This window comes from Rhizobium sp. Nf11,1 (assembly GCF_050587665.1).
Taxonomy (GTDB): domain Bacteria; phylum Pseudomonadota; class Alphaproteobacteria; order Rhizobiales; family Rhizobiaceae; genus Rhizobium.
Genome location: NZ_JBOBHU010000014.1, coordinates 1 through 16,262, shown reverse-complemented (window position 1 = coordinate 16,262; position 16,262 = coordinate 1). Strand labels below are relative to the sequence as shown.

Sequence of the window (16,262 nt, the reverse complement as noted above, 5' to 3'; positions counted from 1 at the left end):
TCGCCTGCCGGCGCGGTTCTTTGCATGCGTCTCCGGTGCACTCAACAGCCGACTTCGTTGATCGAATGACGGCCGGCGGAGCCTGATCCGCTTTTTCCGATTTTCCAAAGCTTCCAAAAACGGACTTACCGCCATGAGCGCACCGCGTACCCTCTACGACAAGATCTGGGACGACCACCTGGTCGACGAGCAGGCAGACGGCACCTGTCTTCTCTACATCGACCGCCACCTGGTCCATGAAGTCACCTCGCCGCAGGCTTTCGAAGGCCTGCGCATGTCCGGCCGCAAGGTTCGCGCCCCTGAAAAGACGCTCGCCGTCGTCGACCACAACGTTCCGACCTCGGCCGACCGCCATCTCGGCATCAAGAACGAGGAAAGCCGCATCCAGGTCGAGCAGCTCGCCAAGAACGCTGCCGAATTCCACGTCGAATATTATTCCGAGAACGATAAGCGCCAGGGCATCGTCCACATCATCGGGCCGGAACAGGGCTTCACCCTGCCGGGCATGACGATTGTCTGCGGCGACAGCCACACCTCCACCCATGGCGCCTTCGGCTCGCTCGCCCACGGCATCGGCACATCTGAGGTCGAGCACGTTCTCGCCACCCAGACGCTGATCCAGAAGAAGGCCAAGAACATGCTGGTGCAGGTCGACGGCCAGCTGCCGGCAGGCGTCACCGCCAAGGATATCGTTCTTGCCATCATCGGCGAGATCGGCACCGCAGGCGGCACCGGCTACGTCATCGAATATGCCGGCGAAGCGATCCGCGCGCTGTCGATGGAAGGCCGCATGACGATCTGCAACATGTCGATCGAAGGCGGCGCCCGCGCCGGCCTCATCGCTCCCGACGAAACCACCTTCGAATATATCAAGGGCAAGCCGCGCGCGCCCAAGGGCGAAGCGCTGGAACAGGCGATCGCCTACTGGAAGACGCTGAAATCAGACGAAGGCGCTCATTTCGACCGCGTCGTCAAACTGAACGCCGCCGAACTGCCGCCGATCGTCTCCTGGGGGTCTTCCCCTGAGGACGTCGTCTCCGTCCAGGGCATCGTACCCAATCCGGATGAAATCCAGGACGAAACGAAGCGTGCCTCCAAGTGGCGTGCGCTTGACTATATGGGCCTGAAGCCGGGCACGAAGATGACCGACATCGCTGTCGATCGCGTCTTCATCGGCTCGTGCACCAACGGCCGCATCGAAGACCTTCGCGCCGCTGCCAAGGTCGTCGAGGGCAAGACCGTCGCCTCGACCGTCAACGCGATGATCGTCCCCGGCTCCGGCCTCGTCAAGGAACAGGCGGAAGCCGAAGGCCTCGACAAGATCTTCAAGGCCGCCGGTTTTGACTGGCGCGAGCCGGGTTGCTCCATGTGCCTTGCCATGAACGACGACCGCCTTAAGCCGGGCGAGCGTTGCGCCTCGACCTCGAACCGAAATTTCGAAGGCCGTCAGGGTTTCAAGGGCCGCACGCATCTCGTCTCGCCGGCCATGGCCGCCGCCGCCGCAATTGCCGGGCACTTCGTCGATATCCGCGAGTGGAACTGATCCGTCCGACGGAATGAAAGATAAAGCCGCCCGATGCGTCTGCGCGCATCGGGCGGCTTTTACATTGCGGCGCCTACAGCCGATCGGCGGTGTTCGCGCAACCGGCGATCAGAAAGCCGCCGTCATCGGATCCGGACCCATGCGGGCGCCAGCATTGTCGAGCTTGGCAATCTCCGCCATGTCGTCGGCATCGAGCTTGAAGTCGAACACCTGGAAGTTCTCCTCGATGCGCGACGGCGTGACCGACTTCGGGATGACGACGAGGCCGGTGTCGATATGCCAGCGGATGATCACCTGGGCCGGCGTCTTGCCATGCTTCCTGGCGATCTCGGCGATGGCGGGGTTCGAAATGAACTTGCCTTGGCCGAGCGGGCTCCACGATTCGGTGGCGATATTCAGTTTCTTGTGAACCTCCTGCGCCGCCTTCTGCTGAAAGTCGGGATGCAGTTCGATCTGGTTGATCACCGGAACGACGCCGGTCTCGCCGATGATGCGCTCGAGATGTTCGGGATAGAAGTTCGACACGCCGATCGAGCGGGCGCGGCCCTCTTCGCGGATGCGCACGAACGCTTTCCAGGTCTCGGTGTAGAGGCCGCGATGCGGCGACGGCCAGTGAATGAGATAGAGGTCGACATAGTCGCAGCCGAGCTTCTTGAGGCTGCCGTCGAAGGCGCGCAACGCATTGTCGTAGCCCTGGTCGGTATTCCTGAGTTTGGTGGTGACGAAGATATCCTTTCGGTCGAGGCCGGACGAGCGGATGCCTTCGCCAACACCCTCTTCATTGTCGTAACCCGAAGCCGTATCGATATGCCGATAGCCGGCGGCAATGGCAGTGCGTACCGTCGGCGCGGCAATCTCCTGCGGCGTCTGCCAGACGCCGAGACCGACCTGGGGAACGGAATGTCCGTCATGGAAAGTGATGATGGGTTGAGCGGTCACAATATATCTCCGGGAGTTTGAAGAATTGGACGAGGCATGGATTGCGCCCGCACCTGCGGACGTCCCGGAACGCATTTCAGCCGGAGCGTCCGGTCACCGGAACCATATAGGTGGCGGCATCCTGAAGACAATCAGAGGACCCGGACAATCGTTCCCTTTCGAAGGTGGGGCAGAAGGCGGCGCATGTCACGCAGGCTTACGGCTACGCAGCCGGCCGTCGGCTCGTAGCCAGGCCTGATGAGATGGAAGAAGATCGCCGAACCGCGGTTGCGCAGCCGCGAGGAAATGTTCCAGTCCATGACAAGGCAGATATCGTAGAGGCCGTCACTACGCCGCATCTCCTCATGACTTGCGCCGAATGGCGCCCGCACGAGGCGATTGTAGTTGGCGTTGCCGGGTTGGTCGCACCAGAGCATGTCTGCGCGGATGCGGCGAATGGGCAGCGAGGTGATGAGCTGACCGTTCCGTTCACCGCGCCGGAAGCCGGAAATCAGCCGCATTGCCGCGATCGGCGTGGCGCCGTCGCCCTCGCGTTTCAGGATGGTCCGGCCCGAACGGCCGATCGCGGCAGGGATGGTGATTGCGCCGAATCGGACGATGGCGCGGCTCTTCTTCCCTGGCGCGGGGCGCACCACGATCGTCGATGGCCGCATGCCCCGGCTCCGCCTTGCTTTTTCCATTTTTCTCGCATGTCTTGCATTGCCTGAGGCGTTGATTGAAATCATATGAAAAGCTGCGCGGCAACAGCACCGCCGGCCGATCCTTGCCAAAGCTACAATTTGGCGTAGGACTAGGGGACTTAACTTTGAGGACGCAACGGCATGACCGCACGCACCATTCTTCTGGTGGATGACGACGAGGACCTTCGTCAGACCCTGACGGAGCAATTGTCGCTTTATGAGGAATTCACGGTTCTGCAGGAAGCCAACGCCGGCAAAGGTGTTGCGACCGCCCGTTCGACGCCGGTCGACCTCTTGATCATGGATGTCGGCCTGCCCGATATGGACGGCCGCGAAGCGGTGAAGCTCCTGCGCAAGGGCGGCTTCAAGGCGCCGATCATCATGCTCACCGGTCACGATACCGATTCGGACACGATCCTCGGCCTTGAAGCAGGCGCCAACGATTATGTCACCAAGCCCTTCCGCTTCGCTGTGCTGCTGGCGCGCATTCGCGTGCAATTGCGCCAGCACGAGCAGAGCGAAGACGCGACCTTTACCGTCGGTCCTTACCTCTTCAAGCCAAGCCAGAAACTGCTCACCACCGACAACGGCCAGAAGATCCGCCTGACGGAAAAGGAAGCGGCGATCATCCGCTATCTCTACCGCGCCGAACAGAAGGTCGTCACCCGTGACGTGCTTCTTGAAGAGGTCTGGGGCTACAATTCCGGTGTAACCACGCACACGCTGGAAACCCATGTGTACCGGCTGCGCCAGAAGATCGAGCGCGATCCCTCCAACGCCGAAATTCTGGTGACGGAAAACGGCGGCTACAAGATCATACCCTAGAGCATTCCGTTTTCTCCAAAGATGCTCTAACTCTTTGTTTTCACGTAGCTCCCAGCAAAAGCGTTTCACGCTTTTCCTGGCAAAACCGCCAGGCGCTTCTGTTGGAATTGCTCTAAGGCGAAAAGCCGACATGGCGCTGACCGACGACATTCATCTGCTTTCCCAGCTTCCGCTGTTCAAGGACATGAGCGAGGACCAGTTGCGATTGATCGCGTTCGGCGCCGACCGGCGCATGATCGCCGCCGGCCAGATGCTGTTCCGCCAAGGCTCCCCGGCCGAGAGCGCCTACGTCGTCTTGAGCGGCAGCTTGGAACTCAGCACGACGAGCAGCGACGGCATGCAGCGGGCGGAGGCTGTCGCCGGACCGGGAACACTGATTTCGGAGCTGGCGCTGGTCACCCTGGTGGAGCGCAAGTTCACCGCGATCGCGCGCGAAGACACAAGCATCATCCGCATCACCCGCGCCCTCTTCCATCGGCTACTCGAGGAATATCCCGATGCGGCCCGCCTGATCGAAAACCGCATCCGCGACAATCTCGCCGAACTTGCAGCCAAGGCGGCAAGCCAGTTCCACCGCTTCAGCTGATTGCCGTCAGAAATCGAAATGCGCCGTTACCGGCACGTGGTCCGACGGCCGGTCCCAGCCGCGCGCTTCCTTGAGAATCTCGATCCGCTGGAGATGCGGCCCTAGATCGGAAGACGACCAGATGTGGTCGAGACGGCGGCCGCGGTCGGCCGCTTCCCAATCCTTGGCCCGGTAACTCCACCAAGTATAAAGCTTCTCGCTCGCCGGCACATGCTGGCGCATGAGATCGAGCCAGCCGCCACGCTTCATCACCTCGATGAGCCCGTCGGTTTCGACGGGCGTATGGCTGACGATTTTCAGCAGTTGCTTGTGTGACCAGACATCGTGCTCCAGCGGCGCGATGTTGAGGTCGCCGACGAGGATGGCGGAAGTATTGGCCTCGCCATTGGCTTTCAGCTGCTTCATCTCCTCGATGAAATCGAGCTTGTGGCCGAATTTCGGATTGATGGTGCGATCCGGCTCGTCGCCGCCGGCCGGGACGTAGAAATTGTGCAGCCGGACACGGCGATTGCCGCGTTCGAACACCGCCGATATGTGGCGGGCATCGCCGACGCCGCAATAATCCTGCCGGTGATCCTCCGTCAGCGGAATGCGCGAGGCGATTGCGACCCCGTGATAGCCCTTCTGGCCGTGGATGATGATGTGATCGTAGCCCATCGCCCGCAAAGGTGCTGCCGGAAAGAGCTCGTTCGGCACCTTGGTCTCCTGCAGGCAGAGAATGTCAGGCCTCTGTTTGAGCACGAGCTGCTCGATGATCGGCATGCGCAGCCGCACCGAATTGATGTTCCAAGTCGTAATCGAAAAACCCATGCCCAAGCCCTTTCACACTTTCATGGAAGGGCTTTAGAACAAAGGCACGCAGGAGGAAACCGGCAGCGTGCAAAGGCTTCAGGCGATCAACCGAAAACCCTCAGTCGCGTGAAGCTGCCGTGCCGGGAATGCTCTCGTAGGGCACCCGGAAGACGCGGTCGTCGAACTGCACGCCCGTCTTCACGTTGAAGATCATCACCGACGTATCCTTGCCCTGGTTGTCGGTGATCGTCCACTGGCGCAGATCATAGGTCTTCGGATCGAACATCATGGTGATGGTCGAGTTTCCGAACACGGTATTGTTGCCGAGCGCGATCGTCGTCAGGTCCGACTCCTCCTTCACGCCCTTCACCATGCCGGCCGAAAGGTCGATATGCTGCGCCAGGAGCAGGCTGAGCGGAGTCTTCGAGAGCGGATAGAGATCCCAGGTCTTGAGCTTCATATTGCCGATGGCGACATTCTTGCCGTCGGCGATCACCCGCATTGGCGACGGGTCGTCGTAGTTGAAACGCAGCTTGCCGGGACGCTGGATGAAGAACTTGCCGCCGGTTTGTTCGCCGCGCGGACCGAACTGGACGAATTCGCCCTGCATCGTCGTGACACCGGAGAAATGATCGGCGATTGCCTGCGCGGTGCCGGAGGCGGGCGCTGCCGCCTGCGCGATGGCGCTGATAGGGACGGCGCTCGCCATAGCAGCGACGGCGAAAGCGCCGAGAAGATCGCGGCGCGTCATCGCCAGGCCGGAGAGGAAGGAATCGGAGTTACGCATCTAAATCTCCTTAATGCGATCTGCATGCCGCTGAAAGGCGGCGTCTTCAAGGCGTTGCGATCGGCGCGCGAAAAGCAACGGCGTTGATGCCGTTACGTTTCCGCAAAGCGGCCACATCAGAAATATATGGCGCTTGTCTCAGCGGTCGAGGATGTCGCCCTCGGTCGGAACGAGGATTTCTCGTTTGCCGGCATGGTTGGCCGGCCCGATGATGCCTTCCTTCTCCATGCGCTCGATCAGCGAGGCGGCTCTATTATAGCCGATACCAAGTCGGCGTTGGACGTAAGAGGTCGAAGCCTTGCCGTCGCGCAGCACGATGGCGACGGCCTGATCATAGGGATCTTCCGAATCCGAAAGGTTCGACGTGCCGGCCGGGCCGCCGCCGCCATAATCGCCGTCCTCGTCGTCATCGGCGGTGATCGCATCGAGATATTGCGGCGAGCCCTGCGTTTTCAGGTAGGAGACGATCTCTTCCACCTCGACATCAGAAACGAACGGGCCGTGGACGCGCTGGATGCGCCCGCCGCCCGCCATATAGAGCATGTCGCCCATGCCGAGCAGCTGTTCGGCGCCCTGCTCGCCGAGAATCGTGCGGCTGTCGATCTTCGAGGTGACCTGGAAGGAGATGCGGGTCGGGAAGTTCGCCTTGATCGTGCCGGTGATGACGTCGACCGAAGGGCGCTGGGTCGCCATGATCACGTGGATGCCAGCCGCACGCGCCATTTGCGCCAGGCGTTGGACCGCGCCTTCGATATCCTTGCCGGCGACCATCATCAGATCGGCCATTTCGTCGATGATGACGACGATATAGGGCATCGGCTTCAGATCGAATTCCTCGGTCTCGTACATGGCTTCGCCGGTATGGCGGTCGAAGCCGGTCTGCACCGTGCGCGAGATCACCTCACCCTTCGACAAGGCCTGTTCGACGCGCGTGTTGAAGCCGTCGATGTTGCGCACGCCGATCTTCGACATCTTCTTGTAGCGCTCTTCCATCTCGCGCACCGTCCATTTCAGCGCGACGACAGCCTTCTTCGGATCGGTGACAACAGGCGAAAGCAGATGCGGAATGCCGTCATAGACGGAGAGTTCGAGCATCTTCGGGTCGATCATGATCAGCCGGCACTGTTCCGGCGTCATGCGGTAGAGCAGCGACAGGATCATCGTGTTGATGGCGACCGATTTGCCCGAACCGGTGGTGCCGGCGACGAGCAGATGCGGCATCTTGGCGAGGTCGGCGATGACGGCTTCGCCGCCGATCGTCTTGCCGAGCGCCATGGCGAGCTTGGCCTTGCTGCCGTCGAAATCCCGCGACGCAATCAGTTCGCGGAGATAGACGGTCTCGCGTGTCTGGTTCGGCAGTTCGATACCGATCGCATTGCGGCCCGGCACGACGGCGACGCGGGCGGCAATGGCGCTCATCGAACGGGCGATATCGTCGGCAAGGCCGATGACGCGCGACGATTTGATGCCGGGCGCCGGCTCCAGTTCGTACAGCGTGACCACGGGGCCGGGACGGACATGAATGATTTCGCCCTTGACGCCGAAATCCTCGAGCACGCCTTCGAGCATGCGGGCATTCTGCTCCAGCGCATCGGCCGACAGTGTCGAATCGCGCACCACGTTCCTGGGCTCGGCGAGCAAATGCATCGAGGGAAGCTGGAAGCCCTCGGGACGAATGAACGAGCCCTGCGCTTCCCGCTCGACACGCGCGCCGGGCTTCGGACGCGTGATCGCCGGGACGACGCGAGGCTCCGGCTTGGCGGCGGCTTTTGCCGGCGCACGGATCATCCAGTCGTCATCATCGTCGTCAGGCAGAATGTCGGCCGGACGCGGCGGCATGTCGGTATCGAAGGGCGGATCGTCTTCCTCATCCTCATCGTCGATGGAAAGCGATGGCGCGGCGACGCGGCGGAGCGAAGCCGAGCGCGGCTCCATCGACGGCTCGAGGCGCTCGCCGCGGACGGCCGGCGCTTTGGCGCGGACCGGTTCGTTCAGCGTTCCGAATTCATCGTCGTTGAAATCATAGGGCGATTCGAAATCACCCTGGCGCCGCTTGCGCGGTCCCATGCCGAACAGCCGGCGCAGCCGGCCCTGGCTCATGAACCAGGCATGCGTCATCGCGCCGCTGAAAGCGACCCAGCGCGATTCGTCCTCTTCCTCATCCTCGTCTCCGACCACCCGCGCCTTGCTTGTTGTCTCGACGTAATCGTCCTCGATTTCGTCATCGGTCTCGCTGCGGCCGACGAGGCCTGATGCAAAGAGCATCATCCAGGCCGTCGGCACGGCAAAAATGCAGCCGACGACCATGGCGAAGGTCCCTGTGGGATAGGCGCCGACGAAGAGTGCGGGAAAACGCAGAATCATATCGCCGATGACGCCGCCGATACCGTTCGGGATCGGCCAGGTGAGCGGCGGCGGAAAACAGCCGATGACGGCGGAGCAAAGCACGGAGCCGGCAAGCCAGGCGCCGATGCGGGCGGGAATGCGGTCGAAGCGACGGCCGGAGATCATCGTCAGCGCCCAGGCCACGATCGGCAGCATCGCCACGACACTGGCAAGCCCCAGAAACTGCATGACGATATCGGCAAAGGCAGCACCGCTGTAGCCGAGAATATTCGTCGGCAGGTTGGCAGTGGCGTAGGAATAGCTCGGATCGGCGACATTCCACGTCGCCAGCGCCGCAACTGAGAAAGCCAGCAGCAGAAAGATCGCAAAGCCGATGAGTGCCTGGATCTGCCGCAGCATGAATGCCGAGAAGGAGAACCGATCCGGACGGCCATCCATTGCCGGCGACGTGCTTCTTGCCATGTGTCTAACCCGTCCAATGCCTGAGGGCAGGCGAATCGCCGAAGCCTCGCCATGCCAAATGCGTCCGCTCTACCTAACCAGAGCGGGGTTAAAGCGATGTTAACCATGCATTCCGGCGTGCCCAATGCCGGCGATGAAAATAAAAAAGGCCCGAACCGGTGGAAGGTTCGGGCCAAGAGCGGCTCTTGGTGAGAGCCGCGACGGGCTGTGTGGGGCGCCCTCACGCGGGCGCCCAAAGCCGAGATTACGAGTGATAGGCGGCTTCGCCGTGGGTCGCCAGGTCGAGACCTTCGCGCTCGGCCTCGACGGAGACGCGCAGGCCGATGACGACATCGACGATCTTGTAGAGGATCGCCGAACCGATGCCCGACCACAGGAGGGTGGTGAGAACGCCCTTCGCCTGGTTCAAGACCTGGGTTGCCGTGCCGGCATAGGTGGCGGCAAAATCAGCCGTCGAATAGTCGACAATGCCTGCACCGCCCAGCGCCGGATTGACGAGGATGCCGGTGCCGAGAGCGCCGATGATGCCACCGATGCAATGCACGCCGAAGACGTCGAGGCTGTCGTCATAGTTGAACTTATTCTTCACGACGTCGACGAAGAAGTAGCAGATCGGCGAGACGACGAGGCCGAGAACGATCGAGCCCATCGGACCGGCAAAACCTGCCGCTGGCGTGATGGCGACGAGACCGGCGACGGCACCGGAAGCGCCGCCGAGCATCGAGGCCTTGCCGCGGGCGAGGCTTTCGACGATGCACCAGGACACGGCGGCGGCGGCCGTCGCGACGAAGGTGTTGATCATCGCAAGCGATGCATAGCCATTGGCTTCGAGGTTGGAGCCGGCATTGAAGCCGAACCAGCCGACCCAGAGCAGCGAGGCACCGACCATGGTCAGCGTCATCGAATGCGGAGCCATGATTTCCTTCTTATAGCCCGTGCGCTTGCCGAGCATGATGGCGCCGACAAGGCCGGCGATACCGGCATTGATGTGAACGACCGTGCCGCCGGCGAAGTCGATTGCGCCGTAAGAGAAGATCAGGCCGGCCGGTGCGCTGTAGGAACTCGGGCCGCCCCAGAACCAGACCATGTGCGCCATCGGGAAGTAGATGAAGGTGACCCACAGCACGACGAAGAGCATGACGGCCGAGAACTTGACGCGTTCGGCGAAGGCGCCGACGATCAGGCCGGGCGTGATGCAGGCGAAGGTCATCTGGAAGACGATGAAGGTGTATTCCGGAATGGCGACGCCCTTCGAGAAGGTTTCGGCAAGCGACGATGTGTTGACGCCGGCGAGGAAGGCCTTGGAGAAGCCGCCGATGAAGCTGTTCAGCGAGCCGCCGTCGGTAAAGGCGAGCGAATAGCCGTAGGTCACCCAGATCAGCGACACGACCGCCGTGATCATGAAGACCTGCATCAGCACGGAGAGCATGTTTTTGGCGCGCACGAGACCGCCGTAGAAAAGCGCAAGGCCGGGGATGGTCATCAGAAGGACGAGCGCCGAGGAGACGAGCATCCAGGTATTGTCACCCTTGTCCATGGTGAAGGCAGGAGCAGCGGCGGCAGCAGCTGGCGCGGCAGTCTCCTGCGCAAAAGCGACGACCGGCGCAAGAAGCGCGGCCGATGCAGCGCCGACGCGCGCAAAGGTGGAAGAAAACTTCGAGATTGACATTGGAAAAGGCTCCTTGATCTGCCGTTCTTACAGCGCTTCTGAATCGGTTTCGCCCGTACGGATGCGCACGGCATGGTCGATCGAATAGACGAAAATCTTGCCGTCACCGATCTGGCCGGTCTTGGCCGACGCCGCGATGGCTTCGACCGCCCTGTCGACAAGTTCCGATGCAACCGCGATTTCGATCTTGAGCTTCGGCAGGAAGCTGACCGCATATTCGGTGCCGCGATAGATTTCGGTATGCCCCTTCTGGCGCCCGTAGCCCTTCACTTCGGTTACGGTCAGGCCCTGAATGCCGATCGCCGTAAGGGCTTCGCGGACCTCATCGAGCTTGAACGGCTTGATAATAGCCATCACAATTTTCATCTGGTTTCCCATCCTTCGTTATCCTCGGCGCGGAGCCGACTCTCCTTGCCGCTGACGTTCCTGAACAGCGACCGGCGATATACATTCAAAGGACGTGCCAGATTCGAAGCCGAAGTTAACTTATTGAAAAATAAATGTTATAATTGGGAATGCCAATAAACAGGCAATTGACCGAGCAATAAGCGCACAAATAATGCGCAAATCTGCAAATATGCCTGTTATTTATTCATTTGCCTTTTTCCGAATCAATCCTTCTTGCGCGACCGATGCGATCAGCACACCTGTCCGGGTGAACAGGCTCCCGCGGGTTAATCCCCTGGCGCCCGAAGCCGAGGGGCTGTCCTGCGTATAGAGCAGCCAGTCGTCGAGTTTGCAGGGTCGGTGGAACCACATGGAGTGATCGAGACTTGCCACCTGCAGGCTCTGGTCGAAGATGGACGTTCCGTGGGCATAAAGCGACGTATCGAGCAGCGTCATGTCTGAGAGATAGGCAAGCACCGCCGCCTGATAGAGCCGGTCATCGGGAACCGGACCGGTGGCGCGCACCCAGACGTCCTGCCGGGGCTCGAGCTTCCTGTCGGAAAAATAATGGGTCAGCGAGACGGGACGGATCTCGATCGGCCGCTCGCGCTCCCAATATTTCCGGATCGCTTCCGGTGCATGCGCGAGATATTGCTCCTTGATCTGCTGCTCGCCAAGCAGCTCTTCGGGCATCGCCACCTCGGGCATGGCGATCTGGTGGTCGAAGCCTGCTTCCTCGACCTGGAAAGAAGCCGACAGCGCGAAGATTGCCTTGCCGTGCTGGATAGCGACGACGCGCCGGGTGTTGAAGCTCGATCCGTCGCGGATGCGCTCCACCTGGTAGATGATCGGTACCGAGGGATCGCCGGGGCGCATGAAATAAGCGTGCAGCGAATGAACGAAGCGCTTGGCCCCGATGGTGCGCTGTGCCGCCATCAGCGCCTGGCCGATGACCTGGCCGCCGAAGACCCGCTGCCAGCCGGCCTGCGGACTGCGGCCGCGGAAGATATCGACCTCGATCGGCTCCAGATCGAGCGTCGCAAGCAGCCTCTCCATCGCCGAAGGTTCGCTCGTCTCGCGCGTCATTTTGTATGCCTCCCGGCGGTAGGAAGTGAAGTTGCGATGATCTATATAGATCACATCTGAGGCACAAGGTACGGGAGCGGCGCGATGCTGGATATGCTGGTTGTGGGCGGGGGGTATGTCGGCCTTTCTGCGGCGGTCGCGGTCAAGCAGGCAGCGCCCCATCTGAACGTCGCGGTCGTGGAGGCCGCCCCCGAGCATGTCTGGAAAAACGATACGCGCGCTTCAGCCATCATCGCGGCGGCCTCAAAGATGCTCGAAGTCTTCGGCATCTGGAACGAGATCGAGCCGGAAGCGCAGCCGATCACCAAGATGATCGTCACCGATTCCAGGACCTCCGATCCGGTTCGCCCGGTTTTCCTGACCTTTGACGGCGAAGTGGCCGAAGGCCGGCCCTTCGCGCACATGATTCCGAATGTCACCATGGTGACAGCACTTCGCGGCGCCTGCGAACGGCTCGGCATCGACATACGCCACGGATTGACCGCGACGGAGCTCAAAACCCAGGACAGCCATGCCACCGTCACGCTTTCGGACGGCAGCATGCTCGAATCCCGGCTGGTGGTTGCCTGCGACGGCGTGCGCTCGAAGCTGCGCGATCTCGCCGGCATCAGGACCGTCACCTGGGACTACGGCCAGTCCGGCATTGTCGCGACCGTCGAACATGAGCGGCCGCATGACGGCTGCGCCGAGGAGCACTTCCTGCCGGCCGGCCCCTTCGCCATCCTGCCGCTCAGGAACAACCGATCGTCGCTCGTCTGGACGGAGCGCACGCATGATGCCGACAGGCTGGTCGCCGCCGACGAGCTGGTATTCGAGGAGGAATTGGAACGCCGCTTCGGCCACAAGCTCGGGGCACTGAGGGTGATCGGCGACAAGCGCGCCTTTCCGCTCGGCCTGACGCTTGCCCGCGCCTTCGTCGCCCCGCGTTTCGCGCTGGCCGGCGACGCCGCCCACGGCATCCATCCAATCTCGGGACAAGGCCTCAATCTCGGCTTCAAGGATGTCGCGGCCCTCGCTGAAACCATCGTCGAGGCCGACCGCCTCGGCCTCGATATCGGCTCGGTCAACATTCTCGAACGCTACCAGACCTGGCGGCGCTTCGACACCTTCCGCATGGGCGTGACGACCGACGTGCTGAACCGGCTGTTCTCCAACGATGCGATGCCGATCCGCATCGCCCGCGATGTCGGTCTCGGCCTTGTCGACCGGCTGCCGCGCCTCAAATCCTTCTTCATCGGCCAAGCGGCCGGGACGACCGCCAAGGACAGTCCGCGCCTGCTGGCCGGTCAGACGATTTAGGTGATTTGAAGAAACACGCTATTCGTCGAGACGCCTAGCCTCGGATACCAGCATGATCGGAATTCCGTCGCGGATCGGATAGGCAAGCTGCGCCTTTTCCGAAACAAGTTCATTGTGCTCGCGATCATAGGAAAGCCGGCCCTTGGAGAGCGGGCAGACCAGGAGTTCGAGCAGTTTCGGATCGACGCGGCTGAGTTTTTCGTCCATGGCCGAAGTTTACTGCAGAACCGTATCGGAGTCACCGAAGACTCGCGCCAGCACGATTTCGGTAATGGCGATCAGCGTCTCCGCCCGCGTCTTCAGGTCGGGCGCCTCCAGGAGCGCCTGTTTTTCGGCCGGCCCGAACGGCGACATCATGGCGAGCGAATTGACGAGCGTCAGGTTGCTCGCCCGCTCGACGCTCTCCCAGTCGGCCTCCAGCTTGTTGGCATCGAGATAGGCCTTGAAGGCGGTCAGCAGAGCGGTGCGATCGACCGCCTCCTCCTCGTTCGCAGCCGAAAGATCGGCGATGAACGGCGCAATGCGGAAGATACGGAAGGGATCGCTGGTCACCTTCTCCTCCAGGAGCCGGAAGCGGCAGACCCCGGTCAGCGACACGATATAACGCCCGTCGCCGGTCTCGGCGAAGGAGGTAATGCGGCCGAGGCAGCCGACAGCGGCCAGGCTAGGCTCGCCACCCTTGTCCTCATGTTCGCCGAGCGCCGGCTGCACCATGCCGATCAGCCGGTTTCCGCTGAGCGCTGCGTCGAGCATCGCGAGATAACGCGGCTCGAAGATGTTGAGAGGAAGCTGCCCGGCCGGCAGAAGGAGGGCTCCGGTCAGGGGGAAGACGGCGATCGCATCGGGCAGATCGCCCGGCTTCAGGTATCTGGCATTACCGACTTGCATGAAACCGTCCCGCATCCTTGTAAACGAGCATGCCCGTCCTGACGAGAATGTGGTGCCCCTGCCCGAAAACGCAAGGGCAGATTTTCTAAACTTAGGAGAACAGCATCGCCGAAAGCTTGCGCCTCGCAGCAACCGTCGCCGGATCCTTGAAGCCCCAGACCTCGAAGAACTGCAGCAGCTGTCGACGGGCGCCGTCATCGTCGAAGGCGCGATCCTTGCGCATGATGAGAAGCAGATGTTCGGCGGCCTCGTCGCGCCGGCCTTCGACATTGAGGATCTTGGCAAGCTTCAGCCGCGCCTCGTGATTGTCGGGATCGGCCGCCAGCTCGCGCTCGAGCGCGACGGGATCGCCGAGCTTGCGCGCCTCCTCGATCTGGTCGAGCTTCTTCAGCACGGCCTGGATGCCGGCGTCCTTCGCGACCTCTTCCGGCAGATCGGTCAGCGCTTCGCGCGCCCGCTGATGCTGGTTTGCGGCGATCATGCACTCGGCCATGCCGGCAAGCGCCTTGGGATTTTCCGGGTCGGCCTGCATGACCGCGCCGTAAAGCTGCGCGGCCTCATTGACATTGCCGGCCGCAAGCAGGTCTGCCGCTTCCGTCAGCACGGCTTCGATTTCGGCCGCCTCGTCGGCGCCGGCCGGACCGGCGATGCGATCGATGAACTGGCGGATCTGGCTTTCCGGCACCGCGCCCATGAAGCCGTCGGCCGGGCGGCCGTTGACGAAGGCGATGACGGCGGGGATCGACTGGATGCCGAGCTGGCCGGCAATCGAGGGATGGTCGTCGATGTTCATCTTGACCAGCCGCACGCGGCCCTTTCCTTCGTTGACCACCTTCTCCAGGACCGGCGTCAGCTGCTTGCAGGGACCGCACCACGGCGCCCAGAAATCGACCAGCACCGGATGTTTGCGCGACGCCTCAATGACGTCCTTGCCGAAATTCGCAGTCGTCGTGTCGCTGATGTAGCTGCCGGCCGCAGCCGCCGCTTCCGGCTGAGCGCCGAAGCTTGCCGTCGCCGACATCTGATTTCCGAAGGAACCGTTATAGGGGTTGTTGCTGCCGCTCATAGGTATCTCCCGCCGCGCCGATCCTGCCGGCGTCATTGTAGCGCTAAAATCGTATGTCAGGACGTCACTTTCAAGACAAGCGGCTTATGTCCGGTCGCTTCCATGAAACGGATGAGGTCGCCGCTCGCAATCGATGTTGTCGCATCGTTGGAGAGCGGATGGCAGTTGATGATTTCCTCGGCCATCAGATCGGCATCGAGCACGAAAGTGACGTTTCCGCCGATGTCGTTGATCGCGCCGAAGGCAGTGACCGCTCCCGGAATGACACCGAGATACTCCATCAGCTTCTCCGCTCTGCCGAAGGAGACCCGGCCGGACCCGCCAATAATGGTGTGAACCTGCTTGAGGTCGACCTCGGCATTCTCCTCCACCGTCAGCAGGAAATACCTGTCCTTCTTGTCCTTGATGAAAAGATTCTTCGTGTGGCCGCCGGGGATCGCGTCGCGCAACGCAACTGATTCGGCCACGGTGAAAACAGGCGCATGATCCACTGTCTTATGGGCGATGCCGAGCCCGTCGAGGAAGGCGAACAATTCTTCTCTTGTCTTGGGGGTATTATCGGACATCGGGTAATCCATCGAACGGAGATAAGGAAAAGTCGAGGCGTCCTGATTAAGTCCGTCCACAATGTTTGGCAATCTTCGCAACCGATGCTCTACCCCCGTTTTGCGCCCTTTCCGCTCTGCCTCGCCGGACACCGAAATTTTTCTTCGCTTCTCCGTCATTTCCCTGTTGCATTTGAAAATCCGTTAGGCCATATAGCGCCCGTCGCCACGAGGCGGCGCCCACGGTCCAACGACTACCCCGGACCGATGCGGATTGAGCGGGTGTAGCTCAGGGGTAGAGCACAACCTTGCCAAGGTTGGGGTCGAGGGTTCGAATCCCTTCGCCCGCTCCAGTTTTTCTC

Annotated in this window: 16 protein-coding genes and 1 tRNA gene; 5 read left to right on the top strand and 12 right to left on the bottom strand. The window is 61.6% G+C overall.

The window, feature by feature from the left end; all coding sequences use genetic code 11:
- The first annotated feature begins 133 nt into the window (after positions 1 to 133).
- Complete coding sequence (gene leuC, locus ACQ7C1_RS20410; RefSeq protein ID WP_183706507.1) at positions 134 to 1,543, top strand: 3-isopropylmalate dehydratase large subunit; 1,410 nt, start codon at positions 134 to 136, stop codon at positions 1,541 to 1,543.
- Between the two features lie 108 nt (positions 1,544 to 1,651).
- On the opposite strand, the gene ACQ7C1_RS20405 is transcribed toward leuC, so the two are convergent.
- Together ACQ7C1_RS20405 and ACQ7C1_RS20400 are read right to left on the bottom strand one after the other, a co-directional pair.
- Complete coding sequence (locus tag ACQ7C1_RS20405) at positions 1,652 to 2,482, bottom strand: aldo/keto reductase (RefSeq protein ID WP_430959597.1); 831 nt, start codon at positions 2,480 to 2,482, stop codon at positions 1,652 to 1,654.
- 131 nt (positions 2,483 to 2,613) lie between these two features.
- Positions 2,614 to 3,135 carry a L,D-transpeptidase family protein gene (locus tag ACQ7C1_RS20400; RefSeq protein ID WP_097598216.1) on the bottom strand — a complete coding sequence of 174 codons (522 nt, stop codon included), beginning with the start codon at positions 3,133 to 3,135 and terminating at the stop codon, positions 2,614 to 2,616.
- 168 nt (positions 3,136 to 3,303) lie between these two features.
- On the opposite strand from ACQ7C1_RS20400, the gene ACQ7C1_RS20395 reads away from it, so the two are divergent.
- The gene (locus tag ACQ7C1_RS20395; RefSeq protein WP_011427159.1) at positions 3,304 to 3,987 is read left to right on the top strand and encodes a response regulator transcription factor; all 684 of its coding nucleotides are present in this window, start codon (positions 3,304 to 3,306) and stop codon (positions 3,985 to 3,987) included.
- A gap of 130 nt (positions 3,988 to 4,117) precedes the next feature.
- A complete protein-coding gene (locus ACQ7C1_RS20390; protein ID WP_011427160.1) occupies positions 4,118 to 4,573 on the top strand; it encodes a cyclic nucleotide-binding domain-containing protein in 456 nt (151 codons plus the stop codon).
- 6 nt (positions 4,574 to 4,579) lie between these two features.
- On the opposite strand, the gene ACQ7C1_RS20385 is transcribed toward ACQ7C1_RS20390, so the two are convergent.
- From ACQ7C1_RS20385 to tesB, 6 genes are all read right to left on the bottom strand, one after another.
- Positions 4,580 to 5,383: an exodeoxyribonuclease III gene (locus ACQ7C1_RS20385; RefSeq protein ID WP_430959596.1), complete on the bottom strand. Its 804-nt coding sequence runs from the start codon at positions 5,381 to 5,383 to the stop codon at positions 4,580 to 4,582.
- A gap of 100 nt (positions 5,384 to 5,483) precedes the next feature.
- The gene (locus tag ACQ7C1_RS20380) at positions 5,484 to 6,152 is read right to left on the bottom strand and encodes an outer membrane lipoprotein carrier protein LolA (RefSeq protein ID WP_430959595.1); all 669 of its coding nucleotides are present in this window, start codon (positions 6,150 to 6,152) and stop codon (positions 5,484 to 5,486) included.
- Positions 6,153 to 6,290: 138 nt separating this feature from the next.
- Positions 6,291 to 8,960, bottom strand: a complete 2,670-nt coding sequence (locus tag ACQ7C1_RS20375) for a DNA translocase FtsK 4TM domain-containing protein (protein ID WP_430959594.1) — start codon at positions 8,958 to 8,960, stop codon at positions 6,291 to 6,293.
- 244 nt (positions 8,961 to 9,204) lie between these two features.
- Positions 9,205 to 10,629, bottom strand: coding sequence for an ammonium transporter (locus ACQ7C1_RS20370; RefSeq protein ID WP_430959593.1), 1,425 nt, complete (start codon positions 10,627 to 10,629; stop codon positions 9,205 to 9,207).
- A 27-nt stretch (positions 10,630 to 10,656) separates the two neighbouring features.
- A complete protein-coding gene (locus tag ACQ7C1_RS20365; protein ID WP_003543684.1) occupies positions 10,657 to 11,007 on the bottom strand; it encodes a P-II family nitrogen regulator in 351 nt (116 codons plus the stop codon).
- 210 nt (positions 11,008 to 11,217) lie between these two features.
- A complete protein-coding gene (gene tesB / locus ACQ7C1_RS20360; protein WP_183706495.1) occupies positions 11,218 to 12,102 on the bottom strand; it encodes an acyl-CoA thioesterase II in 885 nt (294 codons plus the stop codon).
- Between the two features lie 84 nt (positions 12,103 to 12,186).
- Here tesB and ACQ7C1_RS20355 point away from each other — a divergent pair, with 84 nt between their 5' ends.
- Entirely contained in the window at positions 12,187 to 13,401 is a 1,215-nt protein-coding gene (locus tag ACQ7C1_RS20355; protein WP_430959592.1) for a ubiquinone biosynthesis hydroxylase, read from the top strand.
- Between the two features lie 18 nt (positions 13,402 to 13,419).
- Here ACQ7C1_RS20355 and ACQ7C1_RS20350 read toward each other — a convergent pair whose 3' ends face one another.
- The 4 genes from ACQ7C1_RS20350 to ACQ7C1_RS20335 form a co-directional block, all read right to left on the bottom strand.
- Complete coding sequence (locus tag ACQ7C1_RS20350; protein ID WP_003567459.1) at positions 13,420 to 13,608, bottom strand: Trm112 family protein; 189 nt, start codon at positions 13,606 to 13,608, stop codon at positions 13,420 to 13,422.
- Positions 13,609 to 13,617: 9 nt separating this feature from the next.
- A complete protein-coding gene (locus ACQ7C1_RS20345) occupies positions 13,618 to 14,304 on the bottom strand; it encodes an LON peptidase substrate-binding domain-containing protein (RefSeq protein WP_430959591.1) in 687 nt (228 codons plus the stop codon).
- A gap of 76 nt (positions 14,305 to 14,380) precedes the next feature.
- The gene (gene trxA / locus ACQ7C1_RS20340; protein ID WP_430959590.1) at positions 14,381 to 15,355 is read right to left on the bottom strand and encodes a thioredoxin; all 975 of its coding nucleotides are present in this window, start codon (positions 15,353 to 15,355) and stop codon (positions 14,381 to 14,383) included.
- Between the two features lie 56 nt (positions 15,356 to 15,411).
- Positions 15,412 to 15,921, bottom strand: a complete 510-nt coding sequence (locus tag ACQ7C1_RS20335) for a prolyl-tRNA synthetase associated domain-containing protein (RefSeq protein ID WP_085780232.1) — start codon at positions 15,919 to 15,921, stop codon at positions 15,412 to 15,414.
- A 257-nt stretch (positions 15,922 to 16,178) separates the two neighbouring features.
- Between ACQ7C1_RS20335 and ACQ7C1_RS20330 the strand changes: the two genes are divergently transcribed.
- Positions 16,179 to 16,253: transfer RNA gene (locus tag ACQ7C1_RS20330), tRNA-Gly, on the top strand.
- The last annotated feature ends 9 nt before the right edge of the window (positions 16,254 to 16,262 follow it).

Excerpts from the sequence above, each read along its gene's own strand:
- ACQ7C1_RS20395 (WP_011427159.1), top strand. The coding sequence starts at position 3,304 with ATGACCGCACGCACCATTCTTCTGGTGGATGACGACGAGGACCTTCGT.
- ACQ7C1_RS20390 (WP_011427160.1), top strand. The coding sequence starts at position 4,118 with ATGGCGCTGACCGACGACATTCATCTGCTTTCCCAGCTTCCGCTGTTC.
- leuC (WP_183706507.1), top strand. The coding sequence starts at position 134 with ATGAGCGCACCGCGTACCCTCTACGACAAGATCTGGGACGACCACCTG.
- ACQ7C1_RS20365 (WP_003543684.1), bottom strand. The coding sequence starts at position 11,007 with ATGGGAAACCAGATGAAAATTGTGATGGCTATTATCAAGCCGTTCAAG.
- ACQ7C1_RS20355 (WP_430959592.1), top strand. The coding sequence starts at position 12,187 with ATGCTGGATATGCTGGTTGTGGGCGGGGGGTATGTCGGCCTTTCTGCG.
- ACQ7C1_RS20335 (WP_085780232.1), bottom strand. The coding sequence starts at position 15,921 with ATGTCCGATAATACCCCCAAGACAAGAGAAGAATTGTTCGCCTTCCTC.
- ACQ7C1_RS20380 (WP_430959595.1), bottom strand. The coding sequence starts at position 6,152 with ATGCGTAACTCCGATTCCTTCCTCTCCGGCCTGGCGATGACGCGCCGC.
- ACQ7C1_RS20350 (WP_003567459.1), bottom strand. The coding sequence starts at position 13,608 with ATGGACGAAAAACTCAGCCGCGTCGATCCGAAACTGCTCGAACTCCTG.
- ACQ7C1_RS20345 (WP_430959591.1), bottom strand. The coding sequence starts at position 14,304 with ATGCGGGACGGTTTCATGCAAGTCGGTAATGCCAGATACCTGAAGCCG.
- trxA (WP_430959590.1), bottom strand. The coding sequence starts at position 15,355 with ATGAGCGGCAGCAACAACCCCTATAACGGTTCCTTCGGAAATCAGATG.
- ACQ7C1_RS20400 (WP_097598216.1), bottom strand. The coding sequence starts at position 3,135 with ATGCGGCCATCGACGATCGTGGTGCGCCCCGCGCCAGGGAAGAAGAGC.
- ACQ7C1_RS20370 (WP_430959593.1), bottom strand. The coding sequence starts at position 10,629 with ATGTCAATCTCGAAGTTTTCTTCCACCTTTGCGCGCGTCGGCGCTGCA.
- ACQ7C1_RS20375 (WP_430959594.1), bottom strand. The coding sequence starts at position 8,960 with ATGGCAAGAAGCACGTCGCCGGCAATGGATGGCCGTCCGGATCGGTTC.
- tesB (WP_183706495.1), bottom strand. The coding sequence starts at position 12,102 with ATGACGCGCGAGACGAGCGAACCTTCGGCGATGGAGAGGCTGCTTGCG.
- ACQ7C1_RS20385 (WP_430959596.1), bottom strand. The coding sequence starts at position 5,383 with ATGGGTTTTTCGATTACGACTTGGAACATCAATTCGGTGCGGCTGCGC.